This is a genomic window from Thiovibrio frasassiensis, assembly GCF_029607905.1.
GTDB lineage: Bacteria > Desulfobacterota > Desulfobulbia > Desulfobulbales > Desulfurivibrionaceae > Thiovibrio > Thiovibrio frasassiensis.
This window is the reverse complement of record NZ_JAPHEH010000001.1, coordinates 2,338,034-2,355,256: the sequence shown is the minus strand read 5'-3', so window position 1 is coordinate 2,355,256 and position 17,223 is coordinate 2,338,034. Positions and strand designations below refer to the sequence as shown.

The 17,223-nt window shown below is 54.0% G+C and carries 16 protein-coding genes; 5 read left to right on the top strand and 11 right to left on the bottom strand.

Going from position 1 to position 17,223, the window contains the following annotated elements:
• The 7 genes from OLX77_RS11050 to OLX77_RS11020 all read right to left on the bottom strand — a co-directional run bounded on the left by OLX77_RS11050 (window position 1) and on the right by OLX77_RS11020 (window position 7,454).
• On the bottom strand, window positions 1-915 hold the full coding sequence (locus OLX77_RS11050) for a GGDEF domain-containing protein (RefSeq protein ID WP_307633657.1): 915 nt from the start codon (window positions 913-915) through the stop codon (window positions 1-3).
• A 28-nt stretch (window positions 916-943) separates the two neighbouring features.
• Window positions 944-1,474, bottom strand: coding sequence for a V4R domain-containing protein (locus OLX77_RS11045; RefSeq protein WP_307633656.1), 531 nt, complete (start codon window positions 1,472-1,474; stop codon window positions 944-946).
• 117 nt (window positions 1,475-1,591) lie between these two features.
• Window positions 1,592-1,807 carry a hypothetical protein gene (locus OLX77_RS11040; RefSeq protein WP_307633655.1) on the bottom strand — a complete coding sequence of 72 codons (216 nt, stop codon included), beginning with the start codon at window positions 1,805-1,807 and terminating at the stop codon, window positions 1,592-1,594.
• A gap of 100 nt (window positions 1,808-1,907) precedes the next feature.
• Window positions 1,908-2,972: a glucosaminidase domain-containing protein gene (locus OLX77_RS11035; RefSeq protein WP_307633654.1), complete on the bottom strand. Its 1,065-nt coding sequence runs from the start codon at window positions 2,970-2,972 to the stop codon at window positions 1,908-1,910.
• Window positions 2,973-3,141: 169 nt separating this feature from the next.
• A complete protein-coding gene (locus OLX77_RS11030) occupies window positions 3,142-3,474 on the bottom strand; it encodes a hypothetical protein (protein ID WP_307633653.1) in 333 nt (110 codons plus the stop codon).
• 75 nt (window positions 3,475-3,549) lie between these two features.
• Window positions 3,550-5,613 carry a DNA topoisomerase IV subunit A gene (locus OLX77_RS11025; RefSeq protein WP_307633652.1) on the bottom strand — a complete coding sequence of 688 codons (2,064 nt, stop codon included), beginning with the start codon at window positions 5,611-5,613 and terminating at the stop codon, window positions 3,550-3,552.
• A 2-nt stretch (window positions 5,614-5,615) separates the two neighbouring features.
• Window positions 5,616-7,454 carry a DNA topoisomerase IV subunit B gene (locus OLX77_RS11020; RefSeq protein ID WP_307633651.1) on the bottom strand — a complete coding sequence of 613 codons (1,839 nt, stop codon included), beginning with the start codon at window positions 7,452-7,454 and terminating at the stop codon, window positions 5,616-5,618.
• Window positions 7,455-7,744: 290 nt separating this feature from the next.
• On the opposite strand from OLX77_RS11020, the gene OLX77_RS11015 reads away from it, so the two are divergent.
• Genes OLX77_RS11015 through OLX77_RS11000 form a run of 4 tightly spaced genes read left to right on the top strand, consistent with a single transcriptional unit; the run spans window position 7,745 to window position 11,108 of the window.
• Entirely contained in the window at window positions 7,745-9,517 is a 1,773-nt protein-coding gene (locus OLX77_RS11015; RefSeq protein ID WP_307633650.1) for a M3 family oligoendopeptidase, read from the top strand.
• Window positions 9,517-9,888 (top strand): translation initiation factor Sui1, encoded by a 372-nt coding sequence (locus OLX77_RS11010; protein ID WP_307633649.1) that lies wholly within the window; start codon window positions 9,517-9,519, stop codon window positions 9,886-9,888. Before OLX77_RS11015 ends, OLX77_RS11010 begins: the two co-directional genes overlap by 1 nt.
• Window positions 9,885-10,181, top strand: coding sequence for a GIY-YIG nuclease family protein (locus OLX77_RS11005; RefSeq protein ID WP_307633648.1), 297 nt, complete (start codon window positions 9,885-9,887; stop codon window positions 10,179-10,181). Before OLX77_RS11010 ends, OLX77_RS11005 begins: the two co-directional genes overlap by 4 nt.
• An 18-nt stretch (window positions 10,182-10,199) precedes the next feature.
• On the top strand, window positions 10,200-11,108 hold the full coding sequence (locus OLX77_RS11000) for a TIGR01777 family oxidoreductase (protein ID WP_307633647.1): 909 nt from the start codon (window positions 10,200-10,202) through the stop codon (window positions 11,106-11,108).
• Between the two features lie 42 nt (window positions 11,109-11,150).
• On the opposite strand, the gene OLX77_RS10995 is transcribed toward OLX77_RS11000, so the two are convergent.
• The 4 genes from OLX77_RS10995 to OLX77_RS10980 form a co-directional block, all read right to left on the bottom strand.
• Complete coding sequence (locus OLX77_RS10995; protein ID WP_307633646.1) at window positions 11,151-11,621, bottom strand: chemotaxis protein CheX; 471 nt, start codon at window positions 11,619-11,621, stop codon at window positions 11,151-11,153.
• 229 nt (window positions 11,622-11,850) lie between these two features.
• Entirely contained in the window at window positions 11,851-13,581 is a 1,731-nt protein-coding gene (locus OLX77_RS10990; RefSeq protein WP_307633645.1) for a thioredoxin domain-containing protein, read from the bottom strand.
• Window positions 13,556-14,029 carry a thioredoxin domain-containing protein gene (locus OLX77_RS10985; protein ID WP_307633644.1) on the bottom strand — a complete coding sequence of 158 codons (474 nt, stop codon included), beginning with the start codon at window positions 14,027-14,029 and terminating at the stop codon, window positions 13,556-13,558. The genes OLX77_RS10990 and OLX77_RS10985 overlap by 26 nt, the downstream gene beginning before the upstream one ends.
• A 195-nt stretch (window positions 14,030-14,224) precedes the next feature.
• Entirely contained in the window at window positions 14,225-16,333 is a 2,109-nt protein-coding gene (locus tag OLX77_RS10980; protein WP_307633643.1) for a hypothetical protein, read from the bottom strand.
• A 214-nt stretch (window positions 16,334-16,547) separates the two neighbouring features.
• Here OLX77_RS10980 and OLX77_RS10975 point away from each other — a divergent pair, with 214 nt between their 5' ends.
• Window positions 16,548-17,207, top strand: coding sequence for a class I SAM-dependent methyltransferase (locus OLX77_RS10975; RefSeq protein WP_307633642.1), 660 nt, complete (start codon window positions 16,548-16,550; stop codon window positions 17,205-17,207).
• Window positions 17,208-17,223: the final 16 nt, after the last annotated feature.

The window sequence follows — 17,223 nt, the reverse complement described above, 5'->3', positions numbered from 1 at the left end:
CTATTCGGCAAAAAAAACCTTGTTGCGCCCCCCGTTTTTGGCAAGGTAGAGGGCTTCATCCCCCCTTCGCAGCACAGCCTCAATTCCGCGATCGTCTGGCCGAAGATTGGTGACCCCGCTGCTGACCGTAAAATGGATGCGTTGATCATTCTCATCCACCTTCAGCTCGGCGATACTCCGGCGAATCCGTTCCGCAACGATCAAGGCCCCCTCTTTTTCGGTTTCCGGCAGGATAATGGAGAATTCTTCTCCACCGATACGTCCCAAGACATCGCTTTCCCGAAGCGCCTCCTGACACGTGAGGGTAAAGGCCTTGAGCACCTCATCGCCAACCGCGTGACCATGTGTATCGTTTATTTTCTTGAAATGATCGATATCCATCTGGATCACCGAAAAAAGATGGGCATAGCGCTGGGAGCGCAGATACTCCTTCGTCGCGAAATCCATAAAATAACGGCGGTTATAGACCCCGGTCAGCGGATCGGTGGTGGCAAGGCGTTCCAGTTCCCGATTCTGGCCGAGAATCCTCTGCCGATAGGCCTCAAGCTGTTCCACCATCCAGTTGAACGATTGGGAAAAATCCCCTAGAAATTCCACCCGCTGGGAAAAATCCCCCTTGGCTATCTGCCCGGTTTGCCAGGTGAGATGCCGGAGGGTTGCTTGCAGATTCTTGAGATGATGCGAGGCGGGAAGTTTGGCGATGATCGGCACATCCATGTCGCCGATGGAAAGATGGTGGGCGGCATGGGTCAGACCGGACAAGGCTTCCGCAAGGGAGTTGACAAATTCCCCCACCTGGCGGATCTCATCCTCTGGTTCTCCGGCAAGGTCGAGCAGACCGGATTGGCCTTGATGCAGCAGCGCATGCAGATGGGCGCTGATCCTGTCCAGTCTTTCGACCTCTGTTTGCTCCATGTAGATTACCAGGGGGTGTTTTTTGAACTCACGCTTCCGCAACCACGACCTCGAAACGGCAGACCCGGTCGCCGGTGCACCAACAGTCAGTTTCCCTTGCCGTAAACTGCCTGCCGAAATGGGAGGAGAAGAGCGCAGCGATAAAGCCTTCGTCAAAGGTGCAAACCAACTCATCGCTCATGGGCAGGCCAGAGCAGTCAAGGTCTTCCGCCACCGTAAGGACAAAACGCTGCTTCTGCAGATCCGACGCCTCTAGCCGTACAATACCAATGGAAAGGGTGCGCAAGGTTTCCTGAAGCTCGGCGATGAACCCGTCAAAATCCTGGGTACTCTTAAGCAGATGTCCATAGATCGCCTTACCGGCACTCTGTCCGGCCGAGTAAAATATCCGGTTGGCAGTGGCCACATCGGTATGGGAGATGATTGCATCCCGCAGGGTGAACTGCATCAGGCGATAGACCGCGACCGTGGTTTGGGGACCAAGATTGGGGCGGCCCCATTCGATGTCGCCAAGAAGTGACCAGTCAAACTGCAAGGACTTCCGTTCTGCCTTGAACATCGTTGTGCCTCTTTGCCTCTGGTTATAATTGCTAGAATTGCATGAAACAATGCTAGCATATCCGCCAAAGAAAAGGCAATGGGCCAACGAACGAAAAAGAAGGACTCCGGGGAAAGGCTAGAGATAGAAAGCGCTGGGGAAAAGGTCTTCAGGGATGCTGCCAAAGCCATGTTGTTTGGCATAGGCATATCGGGCGCAGTCGGCGAAACCGGCGAGACAGTATTTGTTCTGGATCTTGCTGGAAAACTGCGGCACACTTGCCATGATCTTTACACAAAAATCACAGGTAACAAAAAATTCACAGGTGGTATTCTGTTCATATCTGCCTGCCACGGCGATCTCCAAGCTTTACTGGGTGTTTATCCAACAATATAGCCTGAGTCTTACCCCTGCACAATACGGAAAAAATACGGACCTAACGTTGAATCTTTCTTTAACGAAGATTTTCCAGGCTCGCAAACCGAACCCGTGACTGCAACCCAGTCTTATTCGCAAGCACACACTGGTCGTAGTCCTGCAAATCATTGCTTGTGATAAGCTGAGCAACATCAGCTATGTAATTGCTTCCACGATTGGAATACAAGTGCAAACCCTTGGCCAAAACAAGAGGATCCATGGTATCTTCCCTGAGCTGCCGCAATTCTTTGTAGGCGGGAGCCCTGTTGATCATGAGAATATATCCACGAACGGAATCGAGCAGAGAAGCGTAGGACTTCCCGTAGTAGGCCTTGCCATCCTCCAGTCCATCAGGCTCACGCCCTTCCATGTTCCAGCGCAAGACACCAAAGAGGTTGTTCTTCTCCAAAGCAAATCGGGAACCACCCCATGATGATTCCAGTGCCCCTTGGGCCATGATCAGGCTCACTGGCACCGGGTTGATGCGACGGCGCAGGTCGGCGACCTCGCAAGTCCTGTATTTGTGGCAAAGATTACGTAGAAAAAAAAGTTCGTTTTGTGATAATCCTGCAAGATGGCTAGAATCTTCTGCCTTCCGATTAAGGTCCAAACGGTGAAAAGGCTGCGATAATTTAGCGAGAATTTTCTCAAAGTTAATCCTTTCTTCTTGCACCTCGGAAAGGGCGATCATCGCCGCAGGAAGGAGGACGTGGAGAAAAGCCTTTTTTTGGGTTGGCGCATCAAGGGTAGGCATGTCTCCAGGAAACTGGCGGACCAAAACAGCGGGTACTTCTGAATATGCCTGAACCTCCCACAGATCATTTGCCACGAGTTGTTTCAGCAGATCCTGTGCGGAATGGACTTCGATGGTGGGAACAGACTGAAATCGTTGGGGAAAACGAATAAATACCGAAGAGGGCTGGGTCAATAGAGCGACAAGAAAGAAGAGTAGGACCAGGGATATTCCGGAAACCATCCGTACCATCCCGGAATCTACTGGTCTTTTGCCAAAATAGATCGGGGTTTCATCATGTTTTGCTGCCACATCTTTTTCCTGCTCTTGGGTTACGTCCGGGGGACGGTTTGATGCAAGGGAGTCCATAGCTACCTCCTCCTGTGCAACACATAACGAGAGTGCAAACGCTCGTCCTTGACCGCTGCCGTAATATCCCCTCTTCCTGTTTCTAAGAGGTGGGCGAAGATACCAGATGTGTCTTAAAAAGGCAAGCGAAACATCCCGAAAACGAACCCAACCGCTCTACAACTATACTTTATGATGTATACAAAAAAAAGAAAAACACAACTGCTAGTTTTAATGAAGCATTCAAAGAAATACCTAAATGACCGGGATTACCCAACAATATCCAGAGGTTTTCTCCGAGAGTTTTTTTATTTTTTTTATTATCGCCAGGGAAATGGCAAGTGGAAATTCCCGGATGTTTCCTTTTGCCGAGACCATTTAGCTGCGGATTACTTGCGCGACCAAAATGCAGGTAACACACTGGAATAAAATTGTTTTTTACTTTTTTGCTGCGGATCCGGGCAAGAACAAGGATTTCACTAAAACCTGTGAGGAAAAATATAAAAAGATTTCTGGGGGGCACTGATTGTTGGAGTTTTCCTCAGGGCGCACGGGAGGAAAAATTCCCAGGCTACGCCCTGTTGCACATCAGGGAGAATTATTTTTCCTGCGACGGGAGATCAGTTCTTTCAGCCTCGGGAGCATCGCCTATCCCACCGGCGGCCTGTGGACCGACCTCGCCTTCTTTGGTCGTCGGGAAAAGAGGTGGTTGCACCCCAGTCGTCTCGGAAGACTCTTTTTCGGAAGGCAGTTCGGCAATCCGCCGCACCGGACGGTCGGAAACCCTTTTGCCTAAGGCCGAGGCACCCTTGATCAAAATATCGCTGAAGCTGCAGTCCACATAGTTGTGGCGAGCGCGTTTGGACGGAGCCAGATGCACCCGCACCCTGCCACCTTCCCCGGTGCCCAGAAAGAGGATGGTGGAACTCTTATGCTCAGGAAAGAGGCGGTATTCTTTGTCCAGAATGAATTTCGGACTCTGGAACCGTTTGATATAACAGAAATTCTTGCTTCCCTCTCGGTAGAGGATATTGAAGACCCGTTTCCCCTCGACCTTGCCGAACCAGAGCACGTCATGGCCGACAAAGAGCTTGTCGATCACGTTGATCACCTTGTACATGCCGTTCTGATACACAAGCAGCAGCTTGTCATATTCGGAACAGGAAAATGAATCCTCGGGCTTGGCCTTGACCTGGTGCCCGAGAAAGCCGGTTTCCCGGTCATATCCCATGGTCAGGTTGGAAAGGGCGACCTTGCGCACCTCCACCTCGCCGAAGGTGGCGATCTCGGTGCGGCGCGGGTAAAGATGGCCATAGCGATTGAGAAGATCGTCCAGATAATTGATGGTGTAGACCACCATGTCCTTAAGATGATTCTCCACCGCCTTGATCTTGTCCCGAACCTCCTTGATATCCTTTTTCTTCTTGTCCAGATCGTAGCGGGAGATGCGTTTGATCCGGATCTCCAGCAGCCGTTCGATATCATCGGGGGTCACTTCGCGGACCAACTTATCCCGGTAGGGCAGCAAGGCAGCACCAATGGTTTCGACCACCGCCTTGTAGGTTTTGCACTCCTCGATCTCTTTATAGAGCCGTTCTTCGATGAAGATCTGCTCCAAGAGGTGGGCATGGAGTTTTTCCTTGAGCCGTCCATGCTCGATGGTCAGCTCCTTTTCCAGATCGAGTACCAGCTTCTTGGTATTCTGGCGCAGCACCTCGCTCACCGTGAGCACCGCCGGGTTGTTGTCGAGAATCACCGTCAGGTTGGGGCTGATCGGCATTTCACAGTCGGTAAAGGCGTACAGGGCCTTGATGGTGTCGGCCGCATAGATGCCGCGCACCAGCTTGATCTCGATCTCCACCTCTTCGGCGGTGTAGTCGTTGATGCTTAAAATCTTGAGCTTGTTGGACCGGGCCGCCTTTTCCACACTCTCGATCAGGGACTGGGTGGTGGTGCCGTAGGGAATATCCTTGATGGTGATGGTCTTTTCGTTCTTCTCCTCGATTCTGGCCCGGCAGCGCAAACGACCGTTGCCGTCTTCGTAGCCGGAAACGTCTAAGGTGCCGCCGAGGAGAAAATCCGGATACAGGGTAAACGGCTCATCCCGGAGAATCTTCTTCTGGGCTTCGAGCAGCTCGCAGAAATTATGGGGCATGATCTTGGTGGCCATGCCTACGGCGATCCCTTCCGCCCCCTGCATCAACAACAAGGGAATCTTGGCGGGCAGGGCAACGGGTTCGAGCATCCTGCCATCGTAGGAGTCGGCAAACTCGGTGAGATCCTTGTTGAACATGGTCTCCCGGGCCAGGGGGGAGAGGCGGCATTCGATGTACCGGGCCGCGGAGGCCTGATCGCCGGTGAAGATGTTGCCGAAATTGCCCTGCCGGTCGATGAGATACCCTTTGTTGGCCAGATTGACCAGGGCGGAAAAGATGGAGGCGTCGCCATGGGGGTGGAGCTTCATGCAGTCGCCCACCACATTGGCCACCTTGTGGTAACGGCCGTCGTCCATATTGAACAGGGTCTGGAGGATACGGCGCTGTACGGGCTTTAAGCCATCGGCCACATCGGGAATCGCACGCTCCCGGATGACATAGGAGGTGTAGTCCAGAAAATTGGTATCAAAAAGCTTGTGCAGCTCGCCATAATGGGAGGTATCCATGATTACACGACCACCAGATGATCCATGATATATTCTTTCCGCTCGGGCGTATTCTTGCCCATGTAAAAGGAGAGCAGCTTGGGTACTTCACTTAAGGTATCGATATTTACCTGCTGCAACCGCATGTCCGGACCGATGAACTGCTTGAACTCCTTGGGGGAGATCTCGCCCAATCCCTTGAAGCGGGTGATCTCCACCGCTTTTTTGCCTTTGGAGCCCAACTTCTTTTCCGCCGCCGCCCGCTCCTTGTCCGAATAGCAGTAGATGGTCTCTTCCTTGGTGCGCACCCGGAAGATGGGGGTCTCAAGGATATAGACATGCCCGCGCCTAACCAGGGCCTCGAAGAACTGGAGAAAATAGGTGAGCAACAGGTTGCGGATATGCAGCCCGTCCACATCGGCATCGGTGGCCAGGATCACCTTGTCGTACCGCAGGCTTTCCACCGAATCCTCGATATCGAGGGTACGCATCATATTGTACATCTCGTCATTTTTATACAACAGGGTCATGGGCTGGCCGTAAACGTTCATCGGCTTGCCCTTGAGGGAAAAAACCGCCTGGGTCATGGGATCGCGGGAGCTGACAATGGAGCCGGAGGCAGACTGACCCTCGGTGAGAAAAAGCATGTTCTCACGCTCCTGGCTGGACGGCTTGTCCGCGCTCGGATGGTACTTGCAATCCTTGAGCTGGGGGATCTTGAGCGCGACCTTCTTGGCCTTGGCCTTGGCCTCCTTGCGCACGTGCTGCAGTTCCTTGCGGATCTTGGCGCTCTGCTGGATCTTGTCGATGATGATCTCGGCCAGCTCGGTATTCTTGTAGAAGAAATCGCAGACAAAATCCTTGACCGTGTTGACGATATCTCCCCGGACATCGGTGTTGCCCAGCTTGTTCTTGGTCTGCGACTCGAAGATCGGGTCCTTCACCTTGACCGCGATGGCCCCCACCACCCCTTCCCGGACATCCTCGCCGGAAAACTTCTTGCCGGAGAAATCGTTGATCCCCTTGAGGATTCCCTCGCGGAAGGCGGAAAGATGGGTGCCGCCCTCGTTGGTGTAGGTGCCGTTGACAAAAGAAAAATAACTCTCGCCATAGCCGTCCGTGTGGGAAAAAGCGAACTCCAGGGTGGCGTCCTTGGCGTGGATGGGCGGGTAGAGCTGGGTGTCGGCGATCTCCTTGTCCAGCAGGTCGAGAAGGCCGTTGGCCGAATGAAAGCACTCGCCTTCATAGTAGATCTTGAGCCCGGCATTGAGGTAGGCATAGCGCCAGAACCGCTTGCGTACGAACTCGCCCATGAAGTAAAAGCCTTCAAAGGCATTGGGATCCGGATGAAAAGAGACCAGGGTGCCGTTCTTTTCCGTAGTCTCGCCCTGCTCTTCCCCAACCAGCTCGCCGTTGACAAAGGTGGCCCTGGCAAATTTGCCGTCCCTAAAGGAGGTCACCTCAAAGCGATCGGACAGGGCGTTGACCGCCTTGGTGCCCACCCCGTTGAGCCCCACGGAAAACTGGAACACCTCGGTGTTGTACTTGGCCCCGGTGTTGATCACGCTCACGCATTCGACCAGCTTGCCCAGGGGGATGCCGCGGCCGAAATCCCGCACCTTGACCACGCCGTCCGCCCCGATATCCACATTGATCCGCTTGCCCACCCCCATGATGAACTCATCCACCGCGTTATCCACCACCTCTTTGAGGAGGATGTAGATCCCGTCGTCCGGATGACTCCCGTTGCCGAGCCGGCCGATGTACATGCCGGGCCGCAGCCGGATATGCTCGAGAGAGCTGAGGGTTTTGATCTTGCTTTCGTCGTAGACGGCTGCGGAATCGGAATTCTGTACACTCATCGTTTAATTGGCTGCAAGGGTATAAGTTTTGATTGGTCTTACGCAAAGGGGAAAATTGATTCCCATTTGTATATCGTTCTTTCAGCTCTGCCGCAATGATATTTTACGGAAAGCCCGTCCCACTCTGGCTCTGAAGGATAATCTCTTGAAAAGAGAAGGGGTGTCGGGGTATGAAGTAGGTTGCAAATGAGGATATCAGGTCACCGTTTTTAAAATTAAAACGGAAGGGCCGGAGGAATAAAAATAATTCCGGCTGGACATGCTGGAGAATGCATAACGGAGAGTAAATAATGAGTGACACCTTGAACGAACAGCTCGGCACTTCTGAAATTTTCTGGCAGCTGGGCGATTTGTACCAGTCCATTGAGGACCCAAAAATCGAGGCGGACATCGCCTGGTGTGAAAAAGAAGCCCAATCCATCAACAAGCAATGTGGAGGCAAGGTCGCAAGCCTTGGAGCGAGTGAACTTCTCGATCTGGTCATGCGCCTGGAACAGCTCGAAACCGTGATGGGCAAGCTTGCCACCTATGCTTTTCTCAACTTCACCACCCAGATCGGCAACGCTGCGGCCGGAGCCTTTTTACAAAAGATCAAGGAGGCTGGCAGCCGGATCGGCCGAGAGACCGTGTTCTTTGAGCTGGAATGGAGCAAGCTGGAGAATTCCTTAGCCACCACCCTGCTGGCCGGAAAGGAGTTGGCCAAGTACCGCCACTACCTGGAAAGCATGCGCCGCTATGCGAAACATCTGCTCTCCATGGCCGAGGAAACCCTGCTCATCGAAAAGGCGCCGGTGGGCCGCTCCAGCTGGACCAATCTTTTTGAAAAGGTCATGGGGCATCTCAAGTTCGGGGAAAAGCAGCGCAGCGAAGAGGAGGTGCTGACCGATCTCTACAGCCCGGAGCGGACGGTGCGGGCCCAGGCCGCGGATGAGCTCACCGCCGGACTGAACAGCCAGCTCCATGTGCTGACCCATATCTTCAACACCCTGCTGGCGGAAAAGATGATCGACGACCGGCTCCGCAAGTACCAATCATGGGTCAGCTCCATGAACCTGTACAACGAGCTGGAGGACCACACGGTGGAGGTGCTGGTGGGTGCGGTCACTTCCCGGTACGATATTGTCCAGCGCTACTACCGGCTCAAAAAGGAGATTATCGGGCTCGACGAGCTGTGCGACTATGACCGTTACGCTCCCCTGCCCCATCTGCCCACAGCCTTGGTGGATTGGAACACCAGCAAAGAAATGGTGCTCACGGCGTTTCACGACTTTGCCCCGGAGATGGGGGAAATCGCCGGGATGTTCTTTGACAGGCAATGGATTCATGCCCCGATCCTCGAAGGCAAACGGGGCGGGGCCTTTGCCCACCCTTGTGTGCCGGAGGTGCATCCCTACGTGATGGTCAACTACACCGGCAGCCTGCGCGATATCTCCACCGTGGCCCACGAACTGGGGCATGGGGTGCATCAATATCTCGCGGCCAAAAACGGCTACTACAACTCCTCCACCACCCTGGTTTTGGCCGAGACCGCCTCGGTGTTTGCCGAGCTGCTCCTGTTCAACTCCCAGGTCAAGCTCTTAACCAACCCGGAAGAACGCAGAGCCTTCATCTGCCAAAAACTGGAGTCCATCTTCGCCACGGTATTCCGCCAGGTCTCCATGAACCGCTTCGAACATGCGGTGCACAATGCCAGACGCGAAAGCGGCGAACTCTCCCAGGAGCAGTTGGCCAGCAACTGGCTGAATACCCAGCGGACCATGTTCGCGGATTCCGTCACTCTGCGGGAAGACTATGGAATCTGGTGGTCGTACATCCCCCATTTCCTCAATACCCCGGGCTATGTCTATTCCTACGCCTTTGGCGAGCTCTTGGTCTTGGCCCTGTACAACCTCTACCAGGAAGACGGGGCCGGATTTGTCCCGAAATACCTCGACCTGCTGCGCGCCGGCGGCAGTAATACCCCGGCGGAGTTGCTAAAGCCCTTTGGCGTCAATTTGGATGATCCGGCTTTCTGGCTTGGCGGGCTCACCACCATTGACGGGATGCTCAAGTTGGTGGAATGATGGCCATACATAAAAACACAACCAGCGGTTCCGGCCTGGTCTACTCGACGGAACATGGGAGAACCTGTCCGAATTGCGCAAAGCCCGTGGCTCAATGTTGCTGTGGCCAGAAGAAAGGCTCAGCCAAGGGCGACGGTGTCATCCGGGTCTCGCGGGAAACCAAGGGCCGCAAGGGCAGCGGCGTAACCCTCATTACCGGGCTGCCCCTCGCCGAACTCGAACTGGCCGCCCTGGCCAAACAGCTCAAACAGCGCTGCGGCAGCGGCGGCACCGTCAAAAACCGGATTATTGAGGTCCAGGGCGACCAGCGGGAGGTAGTGCTGGCAGAACTCCTCCGCCTTGGCTACCAGGCAAAAAAGGCGGGCGGATGACACGGGTCCCTCCTCCTGCCTGCCAGAGTGCCTGGTTTGTCTATCTGGTCCGCTGCAAAGACGAGACCCTCTATTGCGGCATCGCCAAAAACCTCTCCCGGAGATTGGCAGAACACAACTCTGCGGACAAAGGGGCAAAATACACCAGGGGGCGGCGGCCCGTACAGCTGGTATACTCTGAAACTGCCTCCTCGAGAACGCACGCGACCCAGAGAGAAGCCCAGATCAAGAGACTCAGTCGAAAAGAAAAAATGGTATTGATCCAGAGCGTTGTTGCCTTTGTGCAACGCTAAGCCAAACAGGGAGGAACCATGAAGGTCTTCATCGCAGGCGGCACGGGCTTTCTCGGACAGGCGATCATCCGGAAACTTCTCCAGGAAGGGCATTCCGTAACCGCTCTGGCAAGAAGCCCCGACAAACTCGGGGCTCTCTCGTCCCGGATTCGCCTGGTCCCTGGTTCCCCGCTTATTTCCGGACCCTGGCAAGAAGAGGCGCCGGCCCATGATGTGATTATCAACCTAACCGGCACAGACATCTTCACTCGCTGGACCAGCAAGAAAAAACAACAGATCCTGGCAAGCAGAATTGTCTCAACGCGCAATATTGTCGCTGCAATTCCCGCGCATTCGCCCCACCCCATAACCTTTATCAATACAAGCGCTTCTGGGTTCTATGGCTTTTGCGGAGATGAGGAGAAACTTGAAGATGGTTTGCCTGGCCGCGACTTTCTCGCCACAGTCTGCACGGCCTGGGAGCAAGAGGCAAACAAGGCGAAAGAAAAAGCCAGGGTGATATGCATGCGCATCGGCATAGTCTTGGGCAAAAACGGCGGCGCCCTGGCCAAAATGCTGCCTGGTTTTCGTCTGGGGGTAGCGGGAAAACTGGGGCACGGCCGCCAGTGGTTTCCCTGGATTCACCTGGATGATCTCACCAGAGCCATCCTTTTTTGCATGCAAAACAGCGCGATTCAAGGGCCGGTGAACCTGAGCGCCCCGACCCCGGTACGCAACAGCGAATTCACCGGCATTCTGGGCAGGATTCTGCATCGGCCAACGTTTCTGGCAGTTCCTGGCTTTTCCGTTCGTCTTGTTTTAGGGGAACTGAGTGGGGTGGTGCTTGAGGGATGCAGGATGCTCCCGGGAGTGCTGCTTAAAAACGGCTTCCGCTTCAATTTTCCGGAAGCACAAGCAGCCATTGAGGATATAGTCGGAAAAAGCTAGCGGAGACCATGTATTCCTGCCCCCAGTTAGCTTAGCACCTTCTTATTTACTGGCCAAATTTGCTTCCAGGACAAAGGTCCCGCAATCCGTCTCAAAGGGAAGCACGATGATCGGCACGTCGGAGTGATGGTGGATTTCCACCCCCTTGCCGGTAACCATGGTCGGGGTGGCAAGGTTGAAACTCAGGCCCAATTTACCGAATTCCGCCTTGGCGCCGCCGCAGATCATGTTGGTGATTTCACCAACCGCATCGACAATGTCATTATCGATTGTGGTTTTCGCCTCTTCCATGAGCATCCTGGAGACAATCGTTAGAATACAGGCCGACGGAAAGCTGATGGTCATACTGCCTTCGACGGAATCGGAAGCCATGCCGATGATGCCGGTCACATCGCCGTAAGTGCTCACGCCTTCCTTGAGATGCGGCTTTTTTCCGGTCAATTTGGTCTGGGCCATGGTCTCCAAGACATTTTTGGTGGCGTGCACAAAAGGATTCAGATATTCAGCCTTCATAAGTCCCCTGTAAGTCTCGTTCAAACATCCGAAAAAAAACGGCGCATATATCCAACACCAAGAGAAATGGCTTTGATACCAGCCATCTGTATAACATCCTACACCATTATTAGGTGTGCGCCTAAAAAAAAGTCAAGAAAAACGGCAGGATTTTCGCCGGGTTGCAGGACCAGAGCATTTTGGACTGGGTGTTGGCCTGATTTTACTCCCTGCAGAAACCGCTCTGAACCTATCGGGGCGCATTTCCCATCGCCTCAAGTCGGTTAGCCAATTCCGCCAGATCTGAAGTGGGCAGCTGGCAACTGAAGTTCTCACAGAGATAGACTGCGGTTCTGTTCTCCTGCGCAGACAATTCGGCCAAAAACGGCTGATAGCGGCCGAGAAATTCCTGGCCTGCCCCGCCATCGGCCAAGAGAACAATCTTTTCGGGTAAAAACCGTTTGCGGATCATGGACAGCATGATCTCGGTATCGGGTCGTCCCAGCTTGCCGGCAACCACGAGCTGACGATGCATACTCCCTTGAAAGCCATAAGCCACAAGCATCTGCGGCAGGATGGGAGGATAATCGTTCAGCCGCTCGCCAAAGGCCTCGATGGTCGCCCCGGCTCGCTTCAGCCACGCTTCATTGCCGGTTATCCAGGCAAGGCGAAGAAGATTGAGGGCACTGACCGAGTTGCCCGTGGGCTCGGCCCCGTCATAATCACCCTTGAGGCGGACCAGGACGGAATGATCCGCCCCGGAGGTTTCAAAAAAGCCGCCCTGCTCCCCATCGGCAAACAACGCAATCTGCTTTTCCGTCAAGGCAATGGCACGTTGCAGCCAGACAATGTCGAAGGAAGCCTCATAGAGGTCGAGCAACCCGTTGACCAAGAAGGCATAATCATCGAGCTGTCCGGCCAGGGCAGCCTCCCCGTCACGATAGCGGCGGAAAAGCGTGCCTGACTCGGACTGATACAGTCTGTCCCGGATAAAGGTCGCCGCCCGTTCGGCTGCAGCCAGGTAACGCTTTTCGCCCAACACCTGGGAAGCACGGGCAAGGGCACTGATCATGTGGCCGTTCCAGGAGGTGATAACCTTGTCGTCCCGATGGGGCCTTGGTCTTTGCTCGCGTACTGCCTGGAGTTTATTCCGGGCGCGTTCAAGCAGCCGGGATAATTCCTCCTCCGGCATGCGGAAACGGGCAGCGGTTTCGGCTAGAGGGTGCGCGACATAGAGAATATTTTTTCCGTTGAACTCCTCCTGAGGGTCGTTCAGCGCATTGCCTGCCTCAAGAACTCCGTAATGGTAAGCAAAAATCTCCCCATGCTCCTTGCCGAGGATGGAAACGATCTCGTCTTGTGTCCAGAGATAAAACAACCCTTCACCGTGGATCTTTGGGTTGCCCGCCTGGATGCTGTCGGCATCCTCCGCCGAATAAAAACCCCCTTCCGGGCTGGTCATGTCCCTCAGGACATAATCAAGAATATCCTGGGCGACATTGGCATAAAAAGGATCCTGTCCCACCTGGAAGGCCTCGAGATAACTGACCGCGAGCTGGGCCTGATCGTAGAGCATCTTTTCAAAATGGGGCACCCGCCATTGAGCATCCACCGAATAACGATGAAAGCCGCCGCCCAGATGGTCGTACATTCCGCCCGCCGCCATCTTGCGCAGGGTTACCAGAGTCATGTCCAGGGCCTGGGACTCGCCGGTACGGGCGGCATGACGCAACAAAAAGTTAAACAGCACGGGTCGGGGGAACTTGGGCGCCCGGCCAAACCCGCCAAACTCGGCATCGTACTCCGAGGCAATCTGCTGGAACCCCTTGGTGAAAACCCCCGCCTCGATCCTTGCCGATCCGGAATCGGCGGCCTTGTGCCGGAGATGGTCGGTGATATTGGCCGCGGACTCAAGAATCTTCTCAGGCCGGATGCGCCAGGCATCGTTGACCGCCTCAACCACCTGAACAAAACCGGGCATGCCTTGCCGCGCCTCGGGGGGGGAAATAGGTCCCGCCGTAAAAAGGGTGCAGATCAGGGGTAAGAAACACCGACATCGGCCAGCCGCCATGACCGGTCAAAGCCTGGACGGCCGCCATGTAGATCTGATCAAGATCAGGCCGCTCCTCGCGATCCACCTTAATGCAGACAAAATATTCGTTGAGCAGCCGGGCCACATCCGGGTCTTCAAAGGATTCATGGGCCATGACGTGGCACCAGTGACAGGTGGAATAGCCAATGGAAAGAAAAATCGGCTTGTTTTCTGTGCGGGCCAGGGCAAAGGCCTCCTCTCCCCAGGGAAACCAGGCAACCGGGTTGAAGGCATGCTGGAGAAGGTAGGGGCTTTTTTCCGTGATGAGCCGGTTGGGCTTTTTGCCCAAAGCCGCTTGTTGATCGATAACATCCTGGATCGTGGTAGTTGTTGCCATTGGTCCCCCTCCGTGCCGAACAAGAAGCTCCTGTCTGGAACAGGCGCTTAAGAGAAGCAGCAGAAAAACAAGACAGATCATCCCCGCATGTTTTCTGGAGCCCCTGCCCCGCCCGGCAGAAAGAAATTCTTGCCTCCGTGGATGCATTTTTTTGTGAGCACTCCCGGCTTGGCCGCCTAGCGGAAAAACAGGCAGTTACCGTTCCGACATCGAACGAATGGTCAGGGCCAAAGCGGAAAACGGCGCCAGAAAGAGGGTCAGCAACACCATACAACCCTTCTGGGTCTGAGGATTTTTCGCCAACCGAACAATATCCGGATCGATTATCCCGGAGAGCACAATAGTGATCAGAGGCAGGGTAAGGAAAGCAAGCACGCTGAATACCAGTTCCGCCACAATCAGTTTTTTAAAAAAGATCATCAGTGTATCGAGAGCAATTTTTAACTTGAGCATACGTTCAACCTGGCCCGTCAAGAGTTCGACCTTGGCCTGACCTGTCTGCAACCGTTCCCTGCCCTTTGCCAGATTTTCTCCGGCAATGCTTCTGGCCTCGACAAATTTTCTCTTGCCGGCATACAGCAGCTCTTTGAAATCCCGAAAAAAGGATTGGTAGGGATATTCCTTCCAGAATGCGTTGTAATCCGCCCAGACTAAAGCCGCCGCATCCACCTGATCATTCAGCGCCTCAAGTCTTGCCTCACGCAACCGGGGGCAAAGCATGCTTAATGGTTTGGCCCGCTCCGCGATATCAAGAACATCATAGACCGCACTGCGCCGGAATTGTTCTTCCAGGTTGGCCAAGGCCGTGAGATTGGTCTGCAATTCCTCATCTTGTTCCTCTCCGAACCAGGTCTGCAGCACAGCCAAAGCCTCTTGCGCCTCGGCCAGATATTCAGCGGCCTCCTTGGTTTTCTGCTCAAGCAATCCGGAAAGCACGTTTTCCACCATGCTGTTGGCGGGCAGCAGAGCCGGGTCCATGAGGGAGATCATAAAATATCGGCGATCTCCCGTGACCAGCTTGCGGAGAAGCTGCATCTGCTGTTGCCCCTGTCCTTCATGAACCCGGATCTGGATAAGACTGTATTGGAGCTCCGAGCAATCGACATAGAGATTGGCGACCGAACTCATCAGCTGTTCCGCTTTCCAGGGGTGGCCCGCCAACCTATGAAATCTGGCATACAAAAGATTGATATAGATCTTCTCTTTTTCACTGCTGGCCGTACTATGCGCTATTTGCAGGAATTGGGCCATATCCCCCAAGCCCCCGCGTTCCAGGGCGACAAAAGCCAAGCCAATGGTGGCATAGAACTGCTTCCCCCCCAAGGCCTGATTTTCCACCTTCATAAAATCAATGGCCTGCTTGTATTGGCCCAGCCGCAGACAATCAAAACCGGCCTGGAGATTACGGCTGTCGATCTTGACCCTATCAATCCGCATTTTGTCGGTTTTTCCCCCTCCGTCCCAGGAAGAGAGCAGAGAAAAAGTGGAGTTCGCCAGAAAACGAGGCTGGTAGATGAGATACAAGTCGAAATACGCGACATAAACCTGCAAGAGCAGATCGCTCCGGATCTGGGCAGTATCTATGTTGGTGGTCAGCAGCTCGGCCATTTTTTTCTGTTCGGCCATGACCTGTTTAAACAGGGAGTCAATTTTGGGAAGCGGCAGGTAACCCACCCGATTAAGACTGCGGGTCTCCATGGTCAGATGTTTGCTGGGGCAATGCGCCGGAACATGGTTGGACAACCCGCAGTAAAAACACTCGGAACACGTCCCCTTGGCCGCGAGAACCTTACCGGTAAAAAGCCGCTCCCGTCTCAGCGTACTGAGATCCCCGGAAAAAACGAGTTGAAACAACCCGTCACCGGCATCAACAAATTGATGGGCAGGCATTTTTTTGCCGGCAAAAATCTGCTCCCACTGAAGCTTCAAGGCCCGGGTTATATATGGAGTTTCCGGTTGCAGCAAACCCCATACCGGGGCCGAGGTCTCGGCAAAATCAATGGGCGGATCTTTTTTTCGATGCAGATGGAGAATAACCTGAATGGAAACCGCACCCTTGTCCGCGTGCCAATGCTGTTTTTTAAGGGACTCCAGGCTTTCGATCAAGGTGCTCAGGGCGGTAAAGGGCTCATCATAATAAATGAGCAGGAGATCTGGTGTGCTCTCCGCCGACTCTACCCCAACCTGAACAAGAAGTTTGCGCAAGGTTTGTATAAATGCAGGCCACAGGTTCTGAAGCGCCTGACTCCCCTGTTGTGACAAAGGATGAATGGCCAGCAAACAGGAATGATCGATCTCTTTCATGCTATTTCTTTACCCAAGCGATTTCCCCCCATAATTACGGCATTGTCGCTATGCTGCCATTGTACGTTTTTTCCAATCCCGACACCACCCCAGTTTTTCCATTACCAGAAAAAAGCTGGCCGAGATTTCAAACAATGATTACTTTGCTAACAAAATCAGACACCGGAAAGCCGTTCATTCTCCATTTCTCATACACATACAGGGAATCACCGCAATGCCCCCAGATCCTAAAAATCCGCACACCGACAATATTAAGCGATTCGATGACGCCGCCGCACAATGGGAAGAGAAACCGCAACGCGTACTTCTTGCCCGCAAGGTTGCCGAGGCGATACGCCGCGCTATCCCGCTGACCGAGACCATGCGGATCCTCGAATACGGCTGCGGCACCGGGATGCTCTCCAGATCCTTGAGTCCGCAGGTGAAGAACATCCTTGCCGTTGACACCTCGCCGCAGATGCTCGAAGTCCTTCGCCAGAAAGCCGGAGAAGAAAAGATCAGCAACATTAAAACCCTTTCCCATGACCTGAGCGCAACCCCCTTGCCGGACAACGGGTTTGACCTGGTCATGAGCAGCATGACCCTGCACCATATACCCGATATCGAAACCGTTCTTGAGCGACTTTTTACAAGTCTCAACCCTGGAGGATTTCTCGCCGTTGCCGATCTGGTCACGGAAGATGGCTCTTTTCATGAAGATAACACCGGCGTTGCCCATCACGGAATCAATCCGGAGACAATCCGCGCCATCCTGACAAAAAACGGCGGCCAGGATATCACAGTGCAAGAAATCCACGCCATTGAAAAGCCCCAGGGAACCGGAGGCAAACACCGTACATACCCCATATTTCTTGCCTGGTGCAAAAAAGGATGAAACACCTACACCTGAC

Excerpts from the sequence above, each read along its gene's own strand:
- OLX77_RS11050 (WP_307633657.1), bottom strand. The coding sequence starts at position 915 with ATGGAGCAAACAGAGGTCGAAAGACTGGACAGGATCAGCGCCCATCTG.
- OLX77_RS11045 (WP_307633656.1), bottom strand. The coding sequence starts at position 1,474 with ATGTTCAAGGCAGAACGGAAGTCCTTGCAGTTTGACTGGTCACTTCTT.
- OLX77_RS11035 (WP_307633654.1), bottom strand. The coding sequence starts at position 2,972 with ATGGACTCCCTTGCATCAAACCGTCCCCCGGACGTAACCCAAGAGCAG.
- OLX77_RS11025 (WP_307633652.1), bottom strand. The coding sequence starts at position 5,613 with ATGGATACCTCCCATTATGGCGAGCTGCACAAGCTTTTTGATACCAAT.
- OLX77_RS11020 (WP_307633651.1), bottom strand. The coding sequence starts at position 7,454 with ATGAGTGTACAGAATTCCGATTCCGCAGCCGTCTACGACGAAAGCAAG.
- OLX77_RS11015 (WP_307633650.1), top strand. The coding sequence starts at position 7,745 with ATGAGTGACACCTTGAACGAACAGCTCGGCACTTCTGAAATTTTCTGG.
- OLX77_RS11010 (WP_307633649.1), top strand. The coding sequence starts at position 9,517 with ATGGCCATACATAAAAACACAACCAGCGGTTCCGGCCTGGTCTACTCG.
- OLX77_RS11005 (WP_307633648.1), top strand. The coding sequence starts at position 9,885 with ATGACACGGGTCCCTCCTCCTGCCTGCCAGAGTGCCTGGTTTGTCTAT.
- OLX77_RS11000 (WP_307633647.1), top strand. The coding sequence starts at position 10,200 with ATGAAGGTCTTCATCGCAGGCGGCACGGGCTTTCTCGGACAGGCGATC.
- OLX77_RS10995 (WP_307633646.1), bottom strand. The coding sequence starts at position 11,621 with ATGAAGGCTGAATATCTGAATCCTTTTGTGCACGCCACCAAAAATGTC.
- OLX77_RS10990 (WP_307633645.1), bottom strand. The coding sequence starts at position 13,581 with ATGCCCGGTTTTGTTCAGGTGGTTGAGGCGGTCAACGATGCCTGGCGC.
- OLX77_RS10985 (WP_307633644.1), bottom strand. The coding sequence starts at position 14,029 with ATGGCAACAACTACCACGATCCAGGATGTTATCGATCAACAAGCGGCT.
- OLX77_RS10980 (WP_307633643.1), bottom strand. The coding sequence starts at position 16,333 with ATGAAAGAGATCGATCATTCCTGTTTGCTGGCCATTCATCCTTTGTCA.
- OLX77_RS10975 (WP_307633642.1), top strand. The coding sequence starts at position 16,548 with ATGCCCCCAGATCCTAAAAATCCGCACACCGACAATATTAAGCGATTC.